At 63.3% G+C, this 22836-nt stretch carries 24 protein-coding genes and 3 pseudogenes; 9 read left to right on the top strand and 18 right to left on the bottom strand.

Features of this window, described 5'->3' with window-relative positions; translation table 11 throughout:
* Positions 1-138 precede the first annotated feature (138 nt).
* The 8 genes from NXC14_RS06750 to NXC14_RS06715 form a co-directional block, all read right to left on the bottom strand.
* Complete coding sequence (locus NXC14_RS06750; protein ID WP_085777504.1) at positions 139-600, bottom strand: cytochrome c-type biogenesis protein; 462 nt, start codon at positions 598-600, stop codon at positions 139-141.
* Positions 597-2585, bottom strand: coding sequence for a heme lyase CcmF/NrfE family subunit (locus NXC14_RS06745; protein ID WP_085777503.1), 1989 nt, complete (start codon positions 2583-2585; stop codon positions 597-599). The genes NXC14_RS06750 and NXC14_RS06745 overlap by 4 nt, the downstream gene beginning before the upstream one ends.
* Positions 2582-3079: a cytochrome c maturation protein CcmE gene (ccmE, locus tag NXC14_RS06740; RefSeq protein WP_085777502.1), complete on the bottom strand. Its 498-nt coding sequence runs from the start codon at positions 3077-3079 to the stop codon at positions 2582-2584. The genes NXC14_RS06745 and ccmE overlap by 4 nt, the downstream gene beginning before the upstream one ends.
* Positions 3076-4203, bottom strand: coding sequence for a c-type cytochrome biogenesis protein CcmI (gene ccmI, locus NXC14_RS06735; protein WP_085777501.1), 1128 nt, complete (start codon positions 4201-4203; stop codon positions 3076-3078). Before ccmI ends, ccmE begins: the two co-directional genes overlap by 4 nt.
* Positions 4204-4299: 96 nt before the next feature.
* A complete protein-coding gene (locus NXC14_RS06730) occupies positions 4300-4725 on the bottom strand; it encodes a hypothetical protein (protein ID WP_085777500.1) in 426 nt (141 codons plus the stop codon).
* 118 nt (positions 4726-4843) lie between these two features.
* Positions 4844-6247, bottom strand: a complete 1404-nt coding sequence (locus tag NXC14_RS06725) for a HAMP domain-containing sensor histidine kinase (protein WP_064706664.1) — start codon at positions 6245-6247, stop codon at positions 4844-4846.
* Positions 6237-6908, bottom strand: a complete 672-nt coding sequence (locus NXC14_RS06720) for a response regulator transcription factor (protein ID WP_085777499.1) — start codon at positions 6906-6908, stop codon at positions 6237-6239. Before NXC14_RS06720 ends, NXC14_RS06725 begins: the two co-directional genes overlap by 11 nt.
* 53 nt (positions 6909-6961) lie before the next feature.
* Positions 6962-7210, bottom strand: coding sequence for a hypothetical protein (locus NXC14_RS06715; RefSeq protein WP_085777498.1), 249 nt, complete (start codon positions 7208-7210; stop codon positions 6962-6964).
* A 465-nt stretch (positions 7211-7675) separates the two neighbouring features.
* On the opposite strand from NXC14_RS06715, the gene NXC14_RS06710 reads away from it, so the two are divergent.
* Entirely contained in the window at positions 7676-8899 is a 1224-nt protein-coding gene (locus tag NXC14_RS06710; RefSeq protein ID WP_085780019.1) for an MFS transporter, read from the top strand.
* A gap of 161 nt (positions 8900-9060) precedes the next feature.
* Here the strand turns inward: NXC14_RS06710 and NXC14_RS06705 are convergent, their stop codons facing one another.
* Positions 9061-9366 carry a Dabb family protein gene (locus NXC14_RS06705; RefSeq protein WP_085780018.1) on the bottom strand — a complete coding sequence of 102 codons (306 nt, stop codon included), beginning with the start codon at positions 9364-9366 and terminating at the stop codon, positions 9061-9063.
* A gap of 36 nt (positions 9367-9402) precedes the next feature.
* A pseudogene (locus NXC14_RS06700) lies at positions 9403-10073 on the bottom strand (hypothetical protein); the annotation flags it as partial.
* Between the two features lie 156 nt (positions 10074-10229).
* On the opposite strand from NXC14_RS06700, the gene NXC14_RS33850 reads away from it, so the two are divergent.
* Positions 10230-10361, top strand: a complete 132-nt coding sequence (locus NXC14_RS33850; protein ID WP_281064525.1) for a hypothetical protein — start codon at positions 10230-10232, stop codon at positions 10359-10361.
* A gap of 96 nt (positions 10362-10457) precedes the next feature.
* Here NXC14_RS33850 and NXC14_RS06695 read toward each other — a convergent pair.
* From NXC14_RS06695 to NXC14_RS06680, 4 genes and pseudogenes are all read right to left on the bottom strand, one after another.
* A pseudogene (locus NXC14_RS06695) lies at positions 10458-10736 on the bottom strand (TetR/AcrR family transcriptional regulator); the annotation flags it as partial.
* A 16-nt stretch (positions 10737-10752) separates the two neighbouring features.
* Positions 10753-11214, bottom strand: coding sequence for a nuclear transport factor 2 family protein (locus NXC14_RS06690; RefSeq protein ID WP_085777497.1), 462 nt, complete (start codon positions 11212-11214; stop codon positions 10753-10755).
* A gap of 66 nt (positions 11215-11280) precedes the next feature.
* A complete protein-coding gene (locus tag NXC14_RS06685; protein WP_085780017.1) occupies positions 11281-12225 on the bottom strand; it encodes a pyridoxamine 5'-phosphate oxidase family protein in 945 nt (314 codons plus the stop codon).
* A 58-nt stretch (positions 12226-12283) separates the two neighbouring features.
* Positions 12284-12896, bottom strand: a pseudogene (locus NXC14_RS06680) (glutathione S-transferase).
* Between the two features lie 130 nt (positions 12897-13026).
* Between NXC14_RS06680 and NXC14_RS06675 the strand changes: the two are divergent.
* On the top strand, positions 13027-13920 hold the full coding sequence (locus NXC14_RS06675) for a LysR family transcriptional regulator (RefSeq protein WP_085777496.1): 894 nt from the start codon (positions 13027-13029) through the stop codon (positions 13918-13920).
* A 9-nt stretch (positions 13921-13929) separates the two neighbouring features.
* On the opposite strand, the gene NXC14_RS06670 is transcribed toward NXC14_RS06675, so the two are convergent.
* Both NXC14_RS06670 and NXC14_RS06665 read right to left on the bottom strand, forming a co-directional pair.
* Positions 13930-14298: a DUF983 domain-containing protein gene (locus tag NXC14_RS06670; protein WP_085777495.1), complete on the bottom strand. Its 369-nt coding sequence runs from the start codon at positions 14296-14298 to the stop codon at positions 13930-13932.
* Between the two features lie 186 nt (positions 14299-14484).
* On the bottom strand, positions 14485-15888 hold the full coding sequence (locus tag NXC14_RS06665; protein ID WP_085777494.1) for a PLP-dependent aminotransferase family protein: 1404 nt from the start codon (positions 15886-15888) through the stop codon (positions 14485-14487).
* A gap of 215 nt (positions 15889-16103) precedes the next feature.
* Between NXC14_RS06665 and NXC14_RS06660 the strand changes: the two genes are divergently transcribed.
* The 4 genes from NXC14_RS06660 to NXC14_RS32915 all read left to right on the top strand — a co-directional run bounded on the left by NXC14_RS06660 (position 16104) and on the right by NXC14_RS32915 (position 18304).
* The gene (locus NXC14_RS06660; RefSeq protein WP_085780016.1) at positions 16104-17009 is read left to right on the top strand and encodes a S1C family serine protease; all 906 of its coding nucleotides are present in this window, start codon (positions 16104-16106) and stop codon (positions 17007-17009) included.
* 129 nt (positions 17010-17138) lie between these two features.
* Complete coding sequence (locus NXC14_RS06655) at positions 17139-17519, top strand: VOC family protein (RefSeq protein ID WP_085777493.1); 381 nt, start codon at positions 17139-17141, stop codon at positions 17517-17519.
* A gap of 255 nt (positions 17520-17774) precedes the next feature.
* Entirely contained in the window at positions 17775-18158 is a 384-nt protein-coding gene (locus NXC14_RS06650; protein WP_245362138.1) for a hypothetical protein, read from the top strand.
* Positions 18140-18304: a hypothetical protein gene (locus NXC14_RS32915; protein ID WP_176536308.1), complete on the top strand. Its 165-nt coding sequence runs from the start codon at positions 18140-18142 to the stop codon at positions 18302-18304. The genes NXC14_RS06650 and NXC14_RS32915 overlap by 19 nt, the downstream gene beginning before the upstream one ends.
* On the opposite strand, the gene NXC14_RS06645 is transcribed toward NXC14_RS32915, so the two are convergent.
* Positions 18295-19209, bottom strand: a complete 915-nt coding sequence (locus NXC14_RS06645; protein WP_085777492.1) for an SDR family oxidoreductase — start codon at positions 19207-19209, stop codon at positions 18295-18297. The two genes, NXC14_RS32915 and NXC14_RS06645, sit on opposite strands and share 10 nt — an antisense overlap.
* Positions 19210-19314: 105 nt before the next feature.
* Between NXC14_RS06645 and NXC14_RS06640 the strand changes: the two genes are divergently transcribed.
* Positions 19315-19875, top strand: coding sequence for a TetR family transcriptional regulator (locus NXC14_RS06640; protein ID WP_085780015.1), 561 nt, complete (start codon positions 19315-19317; stop codon positions 19873-19875).
* Between the two features lie 7 nt (positions 19876-19882).
* Here the strand turns inward: NXC14_RS06640 and NXC14_RS06635 are convergent, their stop codons facing one another.
* Positions 19883-20359 (bottom strand): YcgN family cysteine cluster protein, encoded by a 477-nt coding sequence (locus NXC14_RS06635; RefSeq protein ID WP_085777491.1) that lies wholly within the window; start codon positions 20357-20359, stop codon positions 19883-19885.
* A 193-nt stretch (positions 20360-20552) separates the two neighbouring features.
* Between NXC14_RS06635 and NXC14_RS06630 the strand changes: the two genes are divergently transcribed.
* Positions 20553-22739: a transglycosylase domain-containing protein gene (locus NXC14_RS06630; RefSeq protein WP_085777490.1), complete on the top strand. Its 2187-nt coding sequence runs from the start codon at positions 20553-20555 to the stop codon at positions 22737-22739.
* Positions 22740-22836: the final 97 nt, after the last annotated feature.

Genomic DNA, 22836 nt, shown 5'->3' with positions numbered 1-22836 from the left:
TCTTAGATCTTCAGACCGGCGGCGCCGGATCAGTCGATGACTTAAGATATAGGATGGCGCACCTTACTGCGAACTGTCCAGCCAATGAAAAGTTCGTAATGTTTGGAATGTTTAGTCACGGTCGCCGCGTGCAGACGGTTACTTTTCCAGAAGCTCACTGAGCTTCGCCTGCTCTTCCGGCGTCAGCTTGCTTCCGGTCGGCCGGCCTGCCCTCTTGCGCGCAAAGACGAGCAGCGACGCGCCGCCGGCAAGGACCAGCAGCACCGGGGCGCCCCAGAGCAACAGCGTCCTCACGCTGAACCTCGGCTTCAGAAGCACGAACTCGCCGTAGCGCGAGACGATATAGTTGAGCACCGCCTCATCGCTGTCGCCGTTGCTGATGCGCTCACGCACAAGCAAGCGGAGATCCTTGGCGAGCTCGGCATTGGAATCGTCGATCGACTGATTCTGGCAGACCATGCAGCGCAGTTCGGCCGATAGCGCCCGCGCGCGGGCCTCCAGCGCCGGATCCGCCAGCACTTCGTCGGGATTGACGGCGAAGGCGGAAACGGGTGCGAAGAACACGAACACGGCGACGAGGAGACGGGAGAGACGCATCATTCCGCCGGCTCCATCGCAGGAGCTGCGGCCTTCGCCTTTCGGCGCGGGGCGCCGACACGCAGGCGCCGGTCGGAGAGCGACACGCAGCCGCCGGCGGCCATGATCAAGGCGCCGCCCCAGATACACAGGATGAACGGCTTCCACCAGATGCGCACGACGATGCCGCCGTCCTTGGTGGCGTCGCCAAGCGAGACATAGAGCTGGCTGAGGCCGAAGGTCAGGATGCCCGCCTCCGTCGTCGGCATCTGCCGGGCGGTATAGAGCCGCTTGGCCGACCAGGTATCGGCAATGGTGACACCGGCGCGGCGGATGGTGAAGTGGCCGCGCTCCTCGGTGTAGTTCGGTCCCCTGCTCGCTCGCATGCCGTCGAACTCAAGGCTGTAGCCACCGGCTTCGACCGTGGCGCCCGGCTTCATCTCGACGACATGTTCGCTCTGGAAGGTGGTGACGGCGACGATGCCGAGCACGCTGACGCCGAGCCCGGCATGGGCGAGCGCCGTGCCTAAGGCTGAGCGCGGCAGGCCCAACAGGCGGCGCCAGGCGATGGAGCCCGCCACCTTGCCGATGCCGGCCCGATACCAGAGATCGGCAATGGCGCCGAGGATCAGGAACAGCCCGGCCGTCAGCCCGAGCACCGACAACACCGGCCCGCCATGTTGGAGATAGAAGAAGGCCACCGCGGCAAGAAATGCCAGGCTTGCAACGGCATAGAGCCGCTGCAGGGCGCCGAGCAGATCGCCGCGCTTCCAGGCCAGCAGCGGCCCGAACGGCACGATGACGAGCAGCGGCGCCATCAGCAGCCCGAAGGTCAGGTTGAAGAAGGGCGGCCCCACGGAGATCTTGTCGCCGGTCAGCGTCTCCAACAGCAGCGGATAGAGGGTGCCGGTCAGCACCGTGCCGCAGGCGACCGTCAGGATCAGATTGTTGAGGACGAGCGCCCCTTCACGCGAGATCGGCGCAAACAGCCCGCCGGCCGAAAGCTTCGGCGCCCGCAGGGCAAACAGCGACAGCGCCCCGCCGATGAAGATCAAGAGGATCGAGAGGATGAAGACGCCGCGGGTGGGATCGCTGGCGAAGGCATGCACCGAAGTCAGCACGCCGGAGCGCACCAGGAAGGTGCCCATCAGCGACAGCGAGAAGGTCAGGATCGCAAGCAGCACCGTCCAGATCTTCAGCGCCTCGCGCTTTTCCATGACGAGGGCCGAATGCAGCAGCGCGGTTCCGGCAAGCCAAGGCATGAAGGAGGCGTTCTCCACCGGATCCCAGAACCACCAGCCGCCCCAGCCGAGCTCGTAATAGGCCCAGTAGGAGCCCATGGCGATGCCGAGCGTCAGACAGGTCCAGGCCGCCAGCGTCCACGGCCTGACCCAGCGCGCCCAAGCGGCGTCGATGCGGCCTTCGATCAGGGCTGCCACGGCAAAGGAGAAGCAGACGGAAAAGCCGACATAGCCGAGATAGAGCAGCGGCGGATGGATGGCGAGCCCAATATCCTGCAGCACCGGATTGAGATCGCGGCCCTCGGCCGGGGCCGGATCGAGCCGCAGGAAGGGATTGGAGGTCAAGAGAATGAACAGGGTGAAGGCGAGCGAGATCCAGGCTTGCACGGCAAGTACATTGGCCTTCAGCGTCTCCGGCAGATTGGCGCCGAAGATCGCGACCAGGGCGCTGAACAGCGCCAGGATCAGCAGCCAGAGCATCATCGATCCCTCGTGATTGCCCCAGACGCCCGAATATTTGTAGATCAGCGGCACCAGCGAATGCGAATTCTCCCAGACGTTCTCGACTGAGAAGTCGGAGACGACATGGGCATAGGTCAGGACGGCAAAGGCAAAGGCGACGAGCGCAAACATCACAAGCGAGCCGACGCTTGCCACATCCATCATCGCCGGATCATGGCGGCGGGCGCCGATCACCGGCACGATCGAGACGATCAGCGCCGTCGCCAGCGCCAGCACCAAAGCGTAATGGCCGATCTCGATGATCATGGCGTTGCTTTCGCCTCCTGCTCCTGCCCCGGATCTTGGCTCTGCCCCTGCCCCTGGCCTTCCTGCCACAGCCCCTGCTGTTTCAGCTTGTCGGCCACCTCCTTCGGCATATAGGTCTCGTCATGCTTGGCAAGCACGGTGTCGGCGACAAAGACGTTGCTGCTGGCGGCAAACATGCCCTCGGTGACAACGCCCTGGCCCTCGCGGAACAGATCGGGCAGGATGCCGGTATATCTGACCTTCACCGCATTGGCGCTGCCGTCGGTGACGGAAAACTCCACCGTCGAACCGGCGCCGCGTACGACGCTGCCCGCCCCGACCAGGCCGCCGAGCCGGATGCGGGTCTCCGGCGCCACCGGCGTCTTGGCAAGATCGGCCGGCATGTAGAAATAGGCCACCGATTGGCTGAAGGCGAACATCACCAACAACACCGCCGCCAGGATGAAACTCATCCCGCCAGCGATCACCGCAAGGCGCTTCTGCTTGCGCGTCATTGCGTCATTCCCTCCGTGGCAATGCCAAGTTCCCTGGCAAGCGCCAGCAATTGCCGGCCCTGCTCGCCGGACGGCGGAAAGGCGGCCAGCCCGCGCTTCAGGGCGTCGGCTGCGCGATTCTTATCGTTCAATACGGCGTAAGAGCGGACGAGCCGGATCCATCCCTCGAAATTGTTGGGATCCTCGCTGAGTTTGGTATCAAGGCTTTCGACCATGCCGCGGATCAACTGCTGGCGATCGCCGGCGCTCATGTTTCCAGCCGCCGCCACATCTTCCGACGTCGGTCCGCCAGGCGCAACCGGCTGAGCCGCGCCGCCGTTCTTGGCGATATGTTCATTGACCAGCGGCAGCCAGGGTGCATCGGCCGGCGATTGCTGCGCCAGCGCCTCGAAAGCCCGGCGGGCCTCGTCGGCCCGTCCCGCCTGTTCCATGCTGAGCGCGATGTAGAAGCGGGCACGCGGATTATCGGGCTCCAGCGTCAGCGACTGTTCCAGCGCCTGACGCGCTTCCTCCGTCACGACGCCGTCCGAAACCGCCATCAGCGTCTCGGCAAGGCCGTCGAGCCGGATCGGGCTCGGGCCCAGAAGCCGGATCGCATTGCGGTAGGCGACCTCGGCATCGGCAATCCGCATCGTGCGGAAATAGATCGGCGCCAGTACGTCCCAGCCCTTGCCGTCGTCGGGATTCTGAGCCAGATGCCGCTCCGCCTTGGCGATCAGCACCGCCACGTCGTCGCCTGGATTTTCCAGCCGCGCTTCCAGCGGCTGCGACGGCAGATCCGGCCTGCCCGTCGTCAAATAAAGACAGAGTCCTAGCACCGGCAGGATCAAGAGGACGAAGACTTCGACGAGATGGTGATGCCGTGCGGGTTTGTCTACCGTCTCCGGCTCTGCGGCAGAGACGGCGATCAGCCGCCGGCCGATTTCGGCCCTGGCGTAATCAGCCTCCTCAGGCGTGATAAGCCCGCCAGCAAGATCGCGGTCGAGTTCGCGCAACTGGTCGCGATAGACTGCCGCCTCGCCGGCGCGGCTGTTCTGCGCCGCCTTCGCACCACGCAGAAGGGGATAGAGCAGGATGACGGCGACGGCTGCCGTCAGAACGGCAACGAGAATCCAGAACAGCATATCGGCCCAAATACGTGAAGCACACGCCTATTCCAACTGCCAAAGCCGGAATGACGAAGATTTGAGGCTATTCGCCGCAATTTAAGCTGAACGACTTCAGCCGAGCGGCGACCAGCTGCCGTCGTCGTTGCGGCAGGCTGCACCCCGTGCCACGGTTTCCTTGCCGTCGACGGTCAGCGTATGGGTATATTGCCGGCAGTTCTGCGAGCCGACCTGATAGGGTGCGGCCGCCACGACCTTGCCTGTGACCTCCTTGCCGCTCCAGACCACCGGTTGGCCGACCGCCGCCCCTTCGAGCGCCCGATACTCCGCCTCGAGCGCCCGCTGTTTGTCGCTATCGCTCAAGCTCACGCCGCTGCGGCCAACGATGCCGCCCTGGAGCGCGGTGATGAAGGCGGCCGAGGCGGAGGGTTTGCTCGAAAAAATGCCACGCGAAGCGGCACCCTTCGTCGTCGTGCAGCCGGTGAGCGCGACGGCGAGAAGAAGGATGGAAACCATCATGCCTTGCGAGCGTAGAATCATTGCGTCGAACCACGATCAGAGGTCAAATTCAGCCGATCGAAGTGCAGCGTCCCCGTGTCAGCATTGTGGCAAAGCATGCTATACATTTGCCACTATCCTTGTGACATCAAGCAGTTGGTCATGCAACATCCTTTGTGACGCCGGGCAGGATAAGCTTCGCCTTCAGCCCGCCCCATTCGCCGCGGGACAGTTCGAGCCTTCCCTGGTATTCGTTGGAAATCTCGGTGACGATCGAAAGGCCCAAGCCGGTTCCAGGCTTGCTTTCGTCGAGCCTGCGGCCACGCTTCAGCGCCTCGCGGATCTGGTCGGGCTCAAGGCCGGGGCCGTCATCCTCGACGGCAAGCTCCACCCAGCGCCGGCGGGCGCTCGCCTCCGCCCCTTTCACGTCCTCGCCAGCCTCGACGGCCGAAAGCCGCACCCTGCTCTTGGCGAAACGCGCCGCATTTTCCAGGAGATTGCCGACGGTTTCCTCGAGATCCTGCTGTTCCATGGCAACGGCAAGATGCGGCGGCGACACGACAAGATCGAATTCGGTATCGACGTTCAGCCGGCGCATGACGCGCACCAGCCGCTCCAGCGCCGGTTCGGCATCGGTGCGGGCGAGCACGGATTCGCGCTGGGCGGCGATGCGGGCCCGGTTGAGATAGGATTGCACCTGCCCCTGCATCGATTCCGCTTGGCTGCGCACCAGTTCGCCATGAGACTTTTCCAGGACGCGTGCCTCGTTGAGGAGAACCGCAATCGGCGTCTTCAGCGAATGGGCGAGATTGCCGACCTGCATGCGCGCCCGCTCGACGATGCGGCGGTTGCTGTCGATCAGCGCGTTCACCTCGTTGGCGAGCGGCAGGATTTCGCGCGGGAAGTCGCCCTTCAGCTGCTCGCTCTCGCCGGCGCGGATGCGCTCCAACGCGGCGCGCGCCTTGTCGAGCGGCTTCAGGCCATAGAGAATCGCCAGCGCATTGACGATCAGGCTGCCGACGCCGAAACCGGCAAGCGCCAGATAGAGGCTGTGGGAAAAGGTGCGGACATCGTCCTCGACGACGTCGACATTGCCGGTGACGCGGAAGCGCGCCGCTCGCCCGTCCGTGTCGAGCACCACTTCGGTTTCGGCCACCTGCACGCGGTTGCCGGAGGCATCCGTCACCTGGTAGTAGCGCTCATAATTCTTGTCGAAAGGCGCCTCGACGACGGAGGGTACCGGAATGAGCGCCGAGCCGAGAGAGGGCGAGACCAGCGGCGCGGTGGTATAAGTGCCGAGCGGCTCGACTACCCAATACCAGCCGGTCTTGGGCTGGGCGAAACGCAGGTCGCCGAGCTGCGGGCTGCCGCTCAACGCCCCCTGATCGCCGATCGTCACCGAATTGATGACGTTGTAGAGCTGCGCCCGCAGCAGATCCTGAAAACCGCGTTCGGCGCTCTTACGGTAGAGCGTCGAGATCAGCAGGCCGATCACCACCAGCGCCACCGTCGACCAGACCGTGGTCAGCAGCAACACGCGTGCGGTGAGCGACTTAATTCGCATGTTTCGGCGCTTGGATGCGGTAGCCGAGACCGCGCACCGTTTCGATCAGATCGACGCCCATCTTCTTGCGCAGACGGCCGACAAAGACCTCGATCGTGTTGGAATCGCGGTCGAAATCCTGATCGTACATGTGCTCGACGAGCTCGGTGCGCGAGACGACCTCGCCCATGTGATGCATGAGATAGGCCAGCAGGCGATATTCGTGCGAGGTCAGCTTCAGCGTCGTGCCGTTGACCGTGGCCTTCGAGGATTTGGTGTCGAGCCGCACCGGCCCGCAGACGATCTCCGAGGATGCGTGGCCGGCGGCGCGCCTGATCAAGGCTCGAATGCGCGCCAGAACTTCCTCGACATGGAAGGGCTTGGTGACATAGTCGTCGGCGCCGGCGTCGATGCCAGCGACCTTGTCGCTCCAACGGTCGCGCGCCGTCAGGATCAAGACCGGCATGCCGCGGCCGGCGCCGCGCCATTTTTCCAGCACCGTCACACCGTCCATCTCCGGCAGGCCGATATCGAGAATGATGGCGTCATAGGGTTCGGTGTCGCCGAGGAAATGGCCCTCTTCGCCGTCGAACGCCTGGTCGACGACATAGCCCGCCTCCTTCAATGTGTCGGTCAGCTGCCGGTTCAAGTTGACGTCGTCTTCGATTACCAGGATGCGCATCGGTCCGCCTTCGTCCGCTTCAAATCGATCGTGTTTGAATAGACCGATTCCGCTTACATCGGAACCTTTACCGTTACCTTGCGTGGACGCTGGCCATTGCCCGACACGAGAACGGTAATGATGCAGCTATCGCCCACCGGTTGCACGGATAGGAGCTGCCCGCCCGTCTGTTCGACGACCTGGGCTGCGGCGGCGCTGCAATCGCCAGCCACGCGCAGGACGAGGGTGCCCGCGCCGTCCGGTGAGGGCGCCGATGCCACCAGTCCGGCGGCCACTACTGCGACGCTCAGAGGAAAGGCCATGTCTTACGCTTTCAAGGTAATTCCAACTTGCTGCGAATATGTACCCACGCGACCTGAATGGCAAATGAATGCGCTGTAATACAGGGCGTTTAGAACCATTCTCGCCTGTTCGACAAAAACGATTCCTGCGATCGGAAACCACGCTCGCAGCAGGCAGAGGCGGCGCTTTCTCCGCTCCCCAAATGAACCTCGCCAGATGGGATCAATGCCTTTGCCATCGCGCCGCGGGCAAGCCGACCGGTGGTCGGCGATTGGGCCACAGCGTTGCCGGGAAAGCGGCGGCAAGGCGGTCGATATCGCCGATTTCCGTGCGCAGCAGGTCGTCCTGAAATTGTACCGGCCGATCTCTATTTCCGGCTGGAGAAAAAGCGCCGGGCTGCAATCCGAATCGACGGCGGCTGCTTTCACCGGGGGATCGAAACTGTTATGGCTTGGTTGCTCCCGTTTCAGGCCGTTTCAGCACCGATGCCCATTTCCTTTCGCTTCCGCTCGGCGCAGACGGTCATCGTCCTCGCCGTCACCCAGCTGATCGGCTGGGGCACGACCTTCGACATGCTCGGAGTCATGGGCCGCATCGTGGCGGCCGATCTCGGCATGGCGAACGAGGTGGCGTTCGCCGGCCTGACGATCATGATGATGGTCAGTGCGATCCTCGGTCCGGTGACCGGTCGCTGCCTTGCCCACTATGGCGCCGCCCGGGTGCTTTCGGCGGCTTCTGTGACCTTTGCGCTCGGCCTCTCTCTGCTTGCCGGCGCAAACGGCGTCATTCTCTATGCCGCCGCCTGGATGGTGATCGGCGTCGGCGGCGCGCTTGGCCTGTCGGCGCCCGCCTACACTGCAGTCGTGGAGCGCGAAGGGATGAACGGCAAGCGCGTCATCGCCGTCCTGATGCTGTTCACCGGGCTCTCGAGCGCTGTCTTCTGGCCGATCCTCAGCCTGCTCAACGACACCTTCGGGTGGCGCCTGACCTTCCTCATCTGCGCGGCGCTACAATTGTTCCTATGCCTGCCGCTGCATCTTTTCGCCCTGCCCAGCCCGATCGCCGCCCAGGTCGGCGGCGGCGCGGCCGACATCGCCCCGGTGACGCTGTCGAAGGCGGCGCGGCGCAGAGCCTTTCTGCTGATCGCCGCCTCGACGACCATCACCACCTTCATCACCTTCGGCATCTCGCCATCGCTGCTGGAGATCTTCCGCCGGTCCGGCGCCTCGCCGGCTTTCGCGCTGCAACTCGGCTCGGCCCGCGGCATTCTCGGCATCTCGGCACGGTTCCTCGACATGCTGCTCGGCCGGCGCGGTAATCCGATCCTCAGCGCCGCTACTGGCATCGGGCTGATGCTGACGGGCTTCCTGGTGATGCTGGTCGCCAGTCCTTCGACGCCGCTGCTCGTCACCTTCATCCTGTTCTACGGCTTCGGCGCCGGCGTGATGACCGTCGCCCGCGCGCTTCTGCCGCTGGCCCTGTTTTCGCCGCGCGAATTCGGCCTGCAGTCGGCCCGATTGTCGCTGCCGCAAAACCTTGCCAATGCCGTCGCTCCCGTCGTCTTCACCGCCATCCTCGATCGCGCCGGTACCAGCCCGGCGCTCTTCGCCGCCGCCGTGCTTGCGGCATTGTCGCTGGCTTTCGTGATGATGCTGATGACGCTGGTGCGCGGCGCGCAGTCATCGCAGCCGAGCCCCGCCACCTCGTAGGCAGGCGGATTTTGCGAATCTTGTGAATCGCTTGCCGCGGCTTTTCTAAAAGGCGCCTTCAGTGGCTCAGAAGTTTATTCAACTGTGCGATTCGACTCCAGAAGATTGCTCAGCCAATCGAAGCTTAAGGACTGCCCGGCTCGAGCCAATCGATTGCGAGTTCAGAGCGGCTGCGTCACGGCCGTGCGGCTGTCGTAATCAGCAGCGATGCGTTTTTCCCGGAGCGGGCGGACGCGCTCGATCGAGCGCTGATAATCGGGGTGCGCCTTGTAAGCGGCGAGAGCCGCCGCATCATCGAATTCGCCATAGACCACAAGATCGATCTCGGTGCCCAGCTGATCGGTCTTCACGTTCGTGCCGATTTCCAGCAGTCGCGCGTGCGGAATGCCGGTCAGGATCGAAAGTCCCGCCCTCACCTCCTCCAGATGTTCCTCCTGCACGGTGAAGAAGACGATATGGCGGATCACGCGGAAGCTCCTTTCAGATTCCAGAGGGTTGGCCGGCGCGATAACACGCGCGCCGCAGGCCTTCAACTGCGCGGCCGGTCCTGCGCGGCATCCGGACGCAGTGCCGCATGGAAGGCCATGGCGTAACCCGCAAGCTTCTCGGCCCGGTCGGTGCCGTTGACGATGCGGCGCGCATTGACCCAATCCTCGGTCGTCGCATTCAGGTGATCGGCAAGTTTGTGACCGGTAAAGCTGCCCTGCAGCATGCCTTCGATCAGGATCGTCACCGCCGCATCCATCTCCATTGCCCGATCGGGATCGGCGACGAGATCGATGCCGGTCAGCGCGCTCATCGCCTCGTAATTGCGCTTATGAGTGAGCTGCACCAGTCCGCGCCCGAGCCAGCAGCGGCCGTCCTCGTCCGGCCGCCAATAGGGCGTCTTCACCCAGGAGAGCCGGCCCGCGGCAAAGGCAGTCTCCAGGATCTCGACGGCGCGCAGATCGCTTTCGGCCAGCGTCTCGCGCACCGGCTGCATCGTATAGGCGGTTTCATGATAAGCTGTGGCAAGGATATAGGCGAGCCATCGGCGATCGGCCTGGGTGAACCGCTTTTCCCAGGCGTCGAGAATCGCCGTCATGCCCACCACCTGAGGCTGAGTCAGCCCGCCTTTGAAAAGCTCTCTGCGCACCGCATCAAAAAAGAATACACGGTCCATGTGGACAACCATTCCGCGCTTCCCGTAAATGTTACGGTTAAAATCGTCTTAATCGATTAAAATAAACTTAATCGTTTTAAGTGCCTAAGCCCCTGATTTACATTCCTTTTGGCTTATGCGATGCATTTTCTTGCCCTGAAGCCTTACCACCACAAGAGGAGACTTCCGATGCAGGCGCCCGCCAACACACACCCCACCATTCCCCAGCATGTCCTCGACCAGATGGAAAATGAGTGGCGCCAGATTCGCCCTGAGCGCGAGAATACCCGTCCGAGCCAGCAGCCTCAACAGCAGCGCTGAGAAATACAGCAAAGCGGTGCGGATGTAAGGCCCGGCCTTATTGCGCTGCGGCCTCAAGCCGGTTTCCAGTGACCGGGTGAAGAGGCTCTGTTCCTAAGTGCGCGCCATTAGAACCAGAGCACCCTGAATGCGGCAGACGCCTTCCTCAGCCAGCGTCTGCGCATCAGCACAGCCGGCCCGCATGAGGGCCGAACGCAATGCATCGATCCAGCGGATGAAATAACCAGCGATCGCCGAGAAAAACCGCTCACGGGTGTCGTGGAGCGCGAAGGCGCCGACGAGGCAGATGCGGCCCCCGGCGCGGAAGTAATCATTCACATTGTCCCACATTGCCGCGATCGCCTGACGGGCGTCGTCATGCCACAGCGGCCGATATCGCCTGCGACGCGATTTAAAGACCGAGCTCGGTTAGGCCGGGGTGGTCATCCGGCCGCCGGCCGAGCGGCCAGTGGTATTTGCGCTGCGTTTCCCGGATCGGCAGATCGTTGATGCAGGCAAAACGGCGCTGCATCAAGCCCGCCGCGTCGAATTCCCAATTCTCATTGCCGTAAGAGCGGAACCAGTTGCCGCTGTCATCGTGCCATTCATAGGCAAAGCGGACGGCGATGCGATTGTCGGTAAAGGCCCAGATTTCCTTGATCAGCCGGTAATCCAGCTCCTTGGCCCATTTGCGGGTGAGGAAAGCGACGATCTCGGCGCGGCCGTTGATGAATTCGGCGCGGTTGCGCCAGCGACTATCCGGCGTATAGACGAGCGAGACGCGCTCGGGATCTCGACTGTTCCAGCCGTCCTCAGCGAGACGAACCTTCCGGGTGGCGGTCTCGAGGGTGAAGGGCGGGACGAGGCTGGACATCATCTTTCTCCTGTATTGAGTTGTCGTGACTGTAGCGATTGGTAAAAACATCAGCGAGCATCATGCTCACCTACCTTCTGCTCGGTTGAGATTGCGGCTCCAGCGCAACGGCAGGGCATCCGGGCGAAGCACGATGCTCTCGGGCTTAAAACGCCACAGCCTTTCGGCCCTTTCAAAGCTGGCGAGTTCAGGCGAAGACAGCAATATTTCGGCCCTTCCGGTGATCTGCAGCATATCGCCGGTTTCGAAATCGACGAAGACCAGCCCGGCCGTCGGATTAACGAGAAGATTGCCGAGCGTGTTGAAGAACCGGTTGCCGGGAAAATCGGGGATGGTCAGCACGCCGTCGGTACCGAGCCGCACGAAGCCGGCATTGCCGCCGCGATGGGAGACATCCACCTGCCGCTCACCATTCTCACGATCGACATAGGAGGCGACGAAAAACGTATCGGCGCTCCCGATCATCCGCCGCGCCCGGTCGTCGAGGCTGACGGAGTGAAGCGGCCGCATCGAGGTGGGCTTATCGGGATCGCGGACAAAGACGGCTGAGCGCGGCTGGATATATTGCGGACAGTTGCCGAAGCTCTGGCCGACCCGCAGGCGGAAAGCCTCGGCATCGGTCCTGCGGATCACGCCGTTCAGCCGATTGCGCCTGCGGGTCTCGAGCTGGATGCCGAGCAGCGCGATCGCGTCTCCATCTTCCATGCCTGCGTCGGCAGGATCGTCCGGGTCGCGGCGCAGATCCACGTCGAGAGCCTCCGGCACCGGTGAGGACATGAATCCCGGGCGCCCCGCCCGCACAGTTGCCCAGACATCGCCCTTGGCGTCGACCGCGCCGAGCACGACGAAAGGCAGCATCGGAAAGAAGGCGCGGTGCTGTTCGGGCATGGCCTTGCGAATGAAATTGCGCCCTGGCCCGTCCATGCGGTCGACGACGCCGATACTGCGCTGCATGGCAAGTTCGCCCTCATGCCAGGGCGATGCGGCACCCTGTCCTGTCTCATTCAGCATCATGGCCTCCTTGTGGGATCATCGGGAAGCCGGGACGGCAATCCGCCCCGGCGACTGTTCATGCGGCAAGGCCGATCTTCGTCTTCCGAAAGCCGACGAAACCCGGCAGCGCCTCGATGCGCGCAAGCCATGCGCGGACGCTCGGATAGGCCGAGATATCGACATTGCCCTCCGGCGCATTGGCGATGTAGCTGTAAAGCGCGATGTCGGCGATCGTCGGCCTGTCGCCGAGCAGGAAGCTGTCGCCGCCGAGCTCCGCCTCGACCAGTGCGAGGATGCGGTGCGCCCCGGGCAATCACCTCCTCCGTACGGAAATCAGCGCCGAAGACAGTGACCAGACGGGCCGCACACGGCCCGTAGGCAATCTCGCCCGCCGCGACCGACAGCCATTTCTGTATCCGCGCCGCAGCAACCGCTTCCTCCGGCAGCCAATCGGTGCGGCCGTATTTGCGCGAGAGATAGACGAGGATGGCGGAGGAATCGGCAATGATCGTGCCGTCGTCATCGAGAACCGGCACCTGGCCAAAGGGATTGAGCTTGAGGAACTCCGGCGCCTTGTGGGCGCCTGCCGCCAAGTCGACCTCGAACAGTTCATGGGGCACATCAAGCAGCGACAGGAAAAGATGGGCACGATGCGAATGGCCGGATAGCGGGTGATGGTAGAGTTTCATGATGGCCTCTGGCAACGAAGGCGATTAGCGATGGCTGCTCGGAACCATCGGCAGCGAATCTACGGCCTTCCGCTGAGTTGGAGTAGAATGCTAATCTGAAAGACAGATTTCCAATTTATGGAAGGATAGGATGGACCGCCTCGAAGCCATGACCGTGCTTCTCACCGTCGTGGAACAAGGCAGCCTGTCGGCCGCCTCGCGGCATCTGCACTCGCCGCTTGCCACCGTCAGCCGCAAGGTTTCGGAGCTCGAAGCACATCTGGGCGCCCGGCTCTTGCAACGGACCAACCGGAAGATCGGGTTGACGGAGGCCGGCCGCGCCTATGTCGAGGCGGCGCGGGAGATTCTCGACCGCTTGGAAGAGGCGGAGCGGACGGCGGCCGGCGAATACCGCGCACCGAAGGGTGAGCTGACGATGACGGCGCCGATCGTCTTCGGTCGGCTGCATGTCCTGCCCATCGTCGTGGATTTTCTGAAGGCCTATCCCGATATCAATCTCAGGCTGATGCTGGGCGACCGGCTGGCGAACCTCGTCGAGGATCATATCGATCTGGCGCTCAGGATCGGCAATCTGGCCGATAGCAGCCTGATCGCCACAAGGCTCGGCGCGATCCGCCGCACGGTCTATGCAAACCCGGATTATGTTGCCCGGCACGGCGCAATCCGCCACCCCAGCGATCTTTCGGTGCATGACTGCATCACGTTCGAAGGCATGGCCTCGACGCGAAGCTGGACATTCGTCGAGGGCAAACGCGACCTCGTTGTGCCGATCCGATCACGACTTGCCGTCAACACCGCCGAGGCGGCCGTGGATGCCGCCGTGGCCGGTCTTGGCATCACCCGCGTGCTCTCCTACCAGGCCGCCCGCGCCGAGAAGGCAGGCCTGCTGGCGCCACTGCTTGCCGATTTCGAACCGCAGCCGGCGCCGGTGCATCTCGTCTATCCCTCGCAGGGGCTGGTGCCACTGAAACTGCGGGCCCTCATCGATTTCGCGACGCCGCGCCTGCGCGCCGCGATGAAGTAGCCCGCAGCTTCAGGCCAGCTTGCCCTCTTCCGCCTTATAGAAATACTGGCTGGCGACCAGCCAGCCTTTCAGTGGCCTGAGCGGCGGAATGCAGGTGGCGAGCATGAAGGGACCGGTGACGAGAAGATGCGCCCAGATCGGCGCCGAGAAAGCCACCTCCAGCCAGACGCCGAGCAACACGCTCGGGATGCAGGCGAAGCAGATGACGAAGAAGGCCGGGCCGTCAGCCGGATCGGCGAAAGAATAATCGAGGCCGCAGGCTTCGCACTGCGGCTGCAGCGTCAGGAAGCCCTTGAACATATGACCCTGCCCACAGCGCGGGCAGCGTCCCCTGATGCCGGTCTGCATCGGAGGAAGCGGGGGATATTCCGTGTCCATGATGATTGATCCTATCTCACGGCTCATTCAATGCCGCGCAATGTATGCATTCAATACAAATACATTGTACGGAAGACACCGATCAATCTGCCAGATTGCCGCAGAAGCCCCCGAACGATCAAGGGGCCGGTCGCAGATGGGCGCAAACCATTCGAAGAGCGGCCTGGAGGCCGCGACGCGGCCGGATCAAAAGAACGAAGCCGCCATCTCCGGCGGTCCTTCCAGCGCATGGGCCATGAACTCCAATGCGCCTTGCAATTTCTGGCGTGCAATCGGGCCGCCGAGGCAGACCCGGACAGCCTCAGGCGCGGCACCCTCGACCGTGAAGGCATCGCTTGCCACCACGCCGATGCCAGCGGAATGCATATGGCTGCCGAAGGTGGAACGGGTCCAGCCGTTGGCCAGAGGCAGCCAGATATTGAAGCTGATCGGATCGGCGCGGTAGCTGCCGGCGGGCAGAACGGCGGCGACCATCTGCTGGCGGGCGCCCGCCTCTGCGCGAATGAAGCGGAGGATCGCATCGGCCGTGCCATCCTCGATCCAGCGGGTGGCGAGTGCCATATTCAACGGCGAGGCCATGACATTGTTTGCGCGCATGGCGCTGACGAAGGGCCACACCGCCCTGGTGTCGGGCGCCACGACATAGGCAATGCGCAGGCCCGCGCCGAGGCATTTCGCCAGGCCGCCAATATGCCAGGTCAGATCGGGCGCCATCGCCGCAATCGGCGCAGGCCCTTCTTGCAGAATGAAGCCGTAGGCATCGTCCTCGACGATCGGCAGGTGATATTTGCGGGCGACGGCTGCGATTTCCTCACGGCGGCCGGCGGGAATCGTCAGCGTCGTCGGGTTCTGCAGCGTCGGATTGAGATAGAGCGCCTTCGGCTTCAACCGCTCGCAGGCCGCGGCCAAAGCATCCGGCCGGATTCCATCCCCGTCCATCGGAAGGCCGGCAAGATTGAGCCGCAACTGGGCTGCGATCGAGCGCATCCCGGGATAGGTGATGATTTCCGAAAGTACGGTCTCGCCGGGCTTGGCCAGCAGGCCGAAGATCGCCAGGAGAGCCGGATGGGCGCCCGGCGTGACGAAGAACCGCTCCTGCGAGGGCGTCAGACCGCGGCGGCCGAGCCAGGCGGCGGCGGCCTCCTTGTCCATGACCGAGCCGCCGAAGCCTTGATAACGCAAAAGCGGGATCAGACTCGCGGCTACCGCCGACATGCCTTCACGCATGCGGGCGATCAACTCCAGATCGTCCGGTTCCGGCGGTAGGTTCATCGAGAAGTCGACAACCGACGCACGGCGGGGATCGGGCGCGTAATCGGCGCCTAAGTCCTGGTGCTGCCTGACGGCAGCGCCTGTGACGAAAGTGCCTCGACCGACATGGGAATCAACGAGGCCGCGCTTCTGCGCCTCGACATATCCTCTCGCCACCGTGGTGAAATCGACGTTCAGCCGTTTGGCGAGTTCGCGCTGCGGCGGCAGCCGGTCACCTGCTACCAAGTGACCGCTGCGCAGATCCATTTCGATCAGATCGGCGATCGCCATGTAGCGCGGGCTGCTGCTGCGGCTGAGATCGGGATGCCAGTCCTTCATGTCGTGATCCGTGCACGTCTGATTCCCTGATTGACTGTATATTGTTGCGCAGCGCCCTACCACCCCCGCATATTCCGGTATTCCTCCACGCCAGGAGAGGCGGTGGCGGAAATTCCCGCCGCTCCAACCTTGCCGCCGCCCCTTCATCTCCTTACCTATGGAAGGAGAAGTGCCGGCTTTCGGCGTTGCGCGGCGGCGCCCATTGGGATGAAAGCATGAATATCGATCCTATCTTGCGGTCAGTCGTGGCCGTCCGTTCCACCATTCCGGAAGATGCCTTCACGGCGGAGACGCTGGGCACCGTCCGCGAGGGCAGCGGCGTGGTCATTCGCGACAATGGGCTGGTGCTGACCATCGGTTATCTTATCACCGAGGCCGAGGAAGTCTGGCTGACGACCCTGGACGGCCGGGTGGTTCCCGCCCATCCGCTTGCCTATGACCAGGAGAGCGGTTTCGGACTGGTGCAGGCGCTCGGCGTCCTGAACGCGCCGGCGGTGGATTTCGGCGATGCGGCCGCGGCCAAGCCCGGCGATCCCGTCGTGCTTGCCGACGGCATCGGCGAATATGTCCAGGCAAACATCGTGGCCCGGCAGGAATTCGCCGGTTATTGGGAATATCTGCTGGATGAGGCGATTTTTACCGCGCCGGCTCATCCCGCATGGGGCGGCGCGGCGCTGATCGGCGCGGACGGCAAGCTTCTCGGCATCGGTTCGCTTCGTCTGCAGATGAGTCAGGACGGCGAGGTGGCCGATATCAACATGATCGTTCCGATCGATCTTTTGCCGCCTATCCTGGACGATCTCTTGAACCGCGGCCAGGTCAACAAGCCGCCGCGGCCCTGGCTCGGCGCATTCTCCGCCGAAAGCAGTGGCGGCGTGGTGGTGATGAGCGTCGCCGAAGGCGGCCCGGCCGCCGAGGCCGGCCTGCGTCAGGGCGATATCATTTCGGAAATCCGCGACGAAGAGGTCGATGGCCTAGCCGATTTCTACCGCAAGCTCTGGAGCAGCGGCCCAGCCGGCGCCGAGATTCCGATGCGGATTCTGCGCAACGGACGGGAGGCCTGGCTGCGGATCAAATCCGCCGACCGCAACAGCTTCCTGAAAAAGCCGCAGCTGCAGTAGGTCGCGTCCCGGCTGACCTCGCAAGAGGGCCGGTCATCCGGCGGGCCTGTTCGATGCACGTTCTCTCGTTGACTTGGAGCTGCCGTTGAAAGATGCTGCCGGCAGTCCTGGGAACGGAGTTTGCGGTCCATGTTCGATCATATCTCCATCGGCGTCAAAGATCTCGAAAGAGCCCGCCGCTTCTACGATGCGGCGCTGGCGCCTCTCGGATATGAGCGCCTGTCGAATTCCGACGGCATGATCGGCTACGGTTCCGAACAGGTCGGCCTCTGGGTGATGCAGGTTGCGCGCCCCGTTGTCGCCGACATGCAGTCCGGGCTGCATTTTTGCTTCGTCGCGCCGGACGAGGCCGCGGTCGACGCGTTCTATGCGGCTGCGATCGCCTCCGGCGGCACGGACAACGGCGAACCAGGCATCCGGCCGGATTACGGCCGCTTCTATTATGCCGCCTTCGTCATCGATCCGGACGGCTACCGCCTCGAGGCCTATTTCCACAAAGGCGAAATATAACGGCCGTCGGGGCCGCAGCTCTTGAGGGGCCGAGGACAGCCCTCGCCCGTCAGCTAGCCTGTCGGGCGGCGCAATGATCATCATGCCCAGCATCTCGGAGGTGCGAGCTGTGCCTGCGCCCGAGCCTCTGTCAGCCGCGAAAATCCCGTTGCGTTGCTCCGGCGAAAGGCGCATTGTTTCAGCTTCGGCAGCCATCGCACGGGCGCTGCCGACTGAGGGTTTCATAACCCCCGCCCCGACGAAAGGAGGACGTCGATGTCTTCCACTTCCGATAAGCCCTATCTGACGTCATCCGATCTCGACATGCTTCAGGGTGTACTCGACGCCGCCGGCTATACAACAAAAATCCCGGTCGAGGACGAACAGGCCTGCAACGCCGCAGCCATGCTGCTGATCAAGCTGTTCCAGGAGGGCGTCACCTCGCCGGTCATGCTCTTACGGGCGCTCGAATACCATTTCGGCAAACCGAAGAAGCAACCGAAACCGGTCACCCCCGTCTGCAACCGCTATGCAATCCAGGGATTGCCGCGCGAACGCCGAACCAAGCCGCCGGTCAAATTCTGCAGGCGGGTAACGCGCGGCCAACAGCTTTCAATTCTAGTCCAACGGGAGATCCATCCATGGCAAAAGGACAGCTGAGAAGCAATCGCGAGGCCCGCAAGCCGAAGAAGGACAAGCTGGCGACGAAGCCGGAAACCAGCTTCGCCGGACAGATGAAGACGGCGGCCCAAACCGCGCCTCAGGGCAGCAGCTCGCCCAAGGGCGGCGGTCAGCCTCACCGGTAATCGGTCACGTCAGCCGGTTTGCCCGGCTCCTGCACTTCCACCAGATAGCGCCAGCAATCCGGCCGCGAACCGTCGATGTCGTCGAAACCATAGGCCTTGGCCAACCCGCCGCTCGACAGCGACTGGCCGTTCCAGCGGGCGCGGTCGGGATCGGCTGACAGCGCCGTGACCGCACGGCCGATGAAGCGCGGAGTTTCGGAAATGGCGAAATGCGGCTGCACCTTGGTCGCGTCGCGCCAATTCTCCTCGCCCACACCATAGGCCTCCAGCATCATTTCGGAGCGCAGCCAGCCAGGCGTGATCGAAACGGCGGTGGCGCCGTATTTGGCCAAGTCCTGCGCATGCGCCCAGGCCATGCGGGTGACGCCCGTCTTGACGAGGTCGTAGAAGGGCGAGAGCCGGTAATGCGTGGCATTGTATTCTGCCGTGCCGTCGGTTACCTCCACCAGCAGCCCGCCCGGCCGCTCGATCATCAGCGCCAGCGCGTAATGGGCGGTGATCAAATGCGTCTCAATGCCGAGCCGCAGCATGCGCAGGCCCTTGTCCAGCGAATGCTCCCAGACCGCCTTGTCCCATTCAAACAGCTTTTCACAGCCCCAGATGTCATTGACGAGGATGTCGAGCCGGCCGACTTCCGTCCGGATGCGCGCGACGAGCGCCTCGACCTCATGCGGAACGAGATGATCCACCTGCACGGCAATGCCCTTGCCGCCAGCCGACGTCACCAGCTCGGCCGTCTCCTCGATAGTTTCCGGCCGCATATATTCGGATTGCCCGGCGCGTGTTGTGCGACCCGTCACATAGACGGTGGCGCCGGCAGCGCCGAGTTCCACCGCAATGCCTCGGCCGGCGCCACGCGTCGCGCCCGCCACCAAGGCCACTTTCCCCTGCAAATCCGCTGTCACGTTTCCATCCTCCACGCTAGAACCGAGAGCCGGTCGATTGCCACCGGCCTTATTGAATATAAACGAATGTTTGTTCATATTAAAAATGAACGCAAGAGGAAATTCATGCCGCGCCGCCGCACCCTTTCCGACGAACAACTTCTCGCCATGGTGCTGGCCCTGATCCATGCCGAAGGGCCGGATGCAGCAACGTTTGCTGCGGTGGCGAAGGCGAGCGGCCTTTCCGGTTCAACACTGGTTCAGCGTTTCGCGACAAAGGCGGCGATGTTGCGCGCCGCGCTACTGTACGCCTGGGACCGGCTGGATGCGGAAACAGAGCGGCTTGCCGGCAGCGTGGCGAAAACGCCGGAGGGCGCCGTCGCGCTGCTCGTCGGCCTGTCGCAGGATTACGGCGACGATGCCGCCGCTTATGGCGAGGGATTGCTGGTCCTGCGCGAGGATTTTCGCGATCCGGTGCTGCGCGCCCGAGGTGCGGCCTGGGGAACGACGCTGACGGCGGCGATCGCACAATGTTTCGGCTCGGCGAAGGCGCCGGAAACGATTGCCCGACTGATGCTGTCACAATGGCAGGGATCGCTCACCTGGTGGGGCTTTGGCGCAGGCGGCCCGGTGGACGCCTATGTGGAGACGGAATTGCGGCGCTTCCTGTCAGCAGTGGAATTATGACCGCCGCTCACGCTTCTTCTTCATCCTTTTCCGCGCCCACGGTCAGCGGCCAGTCAACGACGTAATCCTCGAGATCGTCGACATCGATCTCGTTTTCATTGATCGTGCGGCCGCGGGCGGAAATGCCGGCGGCGTGGACGGTCTCGGGATCGCCGGAGACAAGCGGATGCCACCAGTAGAGATCGCGGCCCTCATTAATCAGCCGGTAGCCGCAGGTCGGCGGCAGCCAGGCGATCTCGGGCACGTTCTCCCTGGTCAGCTGCACGCAGTCCGGCACGAAATCCCAGCGGTTCTCATAGCTGGAGCAGCGGCAGCTGTGGCCGTCCAGCAGTTTGCAGCTGACCGAGGTGAAATAGATATCGCCGCTATCCCATTCCTCGAGCTTGTTGAGACAGCAGAGGCCGCAGCCGTCGCAGAGGCTTTCCCATTCGGCGGCGGTCATTTCGGCAAGCGTCTTCTTCTTCCAGAAGGGCAGATCGTCCATCGTCCGTTTCTTGCAACAGCGGCCCGCAAAATCACGTGACCGCCACTCTATCTCTCTTGTTATCCGCGGCAAAATCAATCAATTCTTCAGCATGCTCCTGGTATCGGAGAGCTTTCGGGCGATCGGGCCTCGCGCTTTCGTCGCTTCCGGCGACCGGACATGAGGCAAGCGCGATCAGGCGGGAATACAGGACGTGCAGGATCCGGACAACCCTGAAAAAGGGCCTGAAAAGGAAGCAGACAAGCGAACCGGTGACACGGTGGGCAGGCGGCCGACCAGGAGCCGCCACATTCTGCTGCGCATCGATTCGTGGATCGATTCGACCGTCTGGAACGCCGGCTTCCGCGCCGCGGAGATCTGGGAAGACACCACCATCTTCTTCCGCCGCTTCCGCGTGCGCGGCTGGAAACGCATTGTCTTCGAGCTCGCCGGCGAAGGGCTGACCCTCGGGGCGGCCGGCGCGGTGCTGATGCTGGTGCTTGCCCAGCCGGCCTTCGAGGCGACCAAGGAGGACTGGCGCAATCGCGGCGATTTCGCCGTCACTTTCACCGACCGCTACGGCAACGTCATCGGCCATCGCGGCGTCATCCACCAGAATTCCGTACCGATCGACGAGCTGCCGGATTCCCTGATCAAATCCGTTCTTGCCACCGAAGACCGGCGCTTCTTCGACCATTTCGGCATCGACGTCGTCGGCCTCTTCCGCGCGATGGTGACCAACGCCCAGGCCGGCGAAGTCGTGCAGGGCGGCTCGACGCTGACCCAGCAGCTCGCCAAGAACCTCTTCCTTTCCAACGAGCGCTCGCTCGACCGCAAGATCACCGAAGCGTTCCTGGCCCTTTGGCTCGAGGCAAACCTTTCCAAGAAGGAAATCCTCTCCACCTATCTCGATCGCGCCTATATGGGCGGCGGCACCTTTGGCGCTGCTGCGGCGGCGCAGTTCTATTTCGGCAAGAATATCACCGATGTGAACCTTGCCGAGTCGGCGATGCTGGCCGGCCTGTTCAAGGCGCCGGCCAAATATGCGCCGCACGTGAACCTGCCGGCGGCGCGTGCGCGTGCCAACGAAGTGCTGACCAATCTCGTGCAGAGCGGTCTGATGACCGAAGGTCAGGTGATCGCCGCCAGGCGCAATCCGGCGACCGTCGTCGATCGCAACGAGGTGGAATCGCCGGATTTCTTCCTCGACTGGGCTTTCGACGAAGTGCAGCGGCTTTCACCGCGCTTCCACCAGCACTCGCTGATCGTGCGCACGACGATCGACATGGGCATCCAGAAGGCGGCCGAAGATGCGGTCGAGACGTCGCTGCGCGAATATGGCGAGGCTTATCACGCCAAGCAAGGCGCCATGGTGATGATCGAGAACGGCGGCGCCGTACGCGCCATGGTCGGCGGGCGGGATTACGGTGAGAGCCAGTTCAACCGCGCCACCAAGGCGCTGCGTCAGCCCGGCTCCTCGTTCAAGGTCTATACCTACGCGCTGGCGATGGAGAGCGGAATGACGCCGCAGACGACGATCGTCGACGCGCCGATTTCCTGGGGCAATTGGAGCCCGCATAATTACGCCAACCGCTATGTCGGCCGCATCACGCTCGAGACGGCGATCGCCCAGTCGATCAATACCGTGCCGGTGCGGCTTGCCAAGGAAAAGCTCGGCATCCAGCCGATCCGGGCGATGGCGAAAAACCTCGGCGTCGAAACGCCGATCCGCGACGACGTCACAATCCCTATCGGGACATCGGAGGTGACGGTGCTGGATCAGGCGACAGCCTATGCCACGTTCCCGGCCGGCGGTTATCAATCGCGCCGCCACGGCATTACCCAGATCCTCGATTACGAAGGCGATGTGCTCTACGACTTTGATCGTGACGAGCCGGCGCCGAAACGCGTGCTGTCCGAGCAGGCCGATGCCTACATGAACCAGATGCTGTCGCGGGTCCCCTATGTCGGCACGGCACGAAAGGCGGCACTCGACAACGGCATCCTGACAGCCGGCAAAACCGGCACGACCCAAGGCTATCGCGATGCCTGGTTCGTCGGCTTCACCGGCAATTACACCTGCGCCGTCTGGTTCGGCAATGACGACTATACCTCGACCAACAACATGACGGGCGGCTCACTGCCTGCGATGACCTTCAAGCGCGCCATGGACTACGCCCACCAGGGTGTGACGTTGCGCCCCATCCCCGGCGTCGAAAACCCCCCGCCCTCGGAAAAGGATCTCGCCAAGACCGCGGCCGCCAAGCCGCAGGACGGATTGCCGCAGCTCATCCGGCCGCGCATGCTCTCGGTGCAATCGACAAACATTCTCAAGAAGCTCGGAGAGAAGTTGAAGGCCGCCGCGCCGCCGACGCCGCAGAAGGTGGCGAGTGCGGATTAGGAGCTGCGTGGTAGTGTCGCTTTTCTCTGTCTCCGCGAGCATGCAGACGAGACCAGCCGCCTCTGGACAGATCGGCGTTCATTCGCCACCCGGCATT

The sequence above is a fragment of the Rhizobium sp. NXC14 genome (genome assembly GCF_002117485.1).
Lineage (GTDB): Bacteria > Pseudomonadota > Alphaproteobacteria > Rhizobiales > Rhizobiaceae > Rhizobium.
Note: the sequence above shows the minus strand (reverse complement) of the source record. Positions and strands in the feature narration are given on the sequence as shown.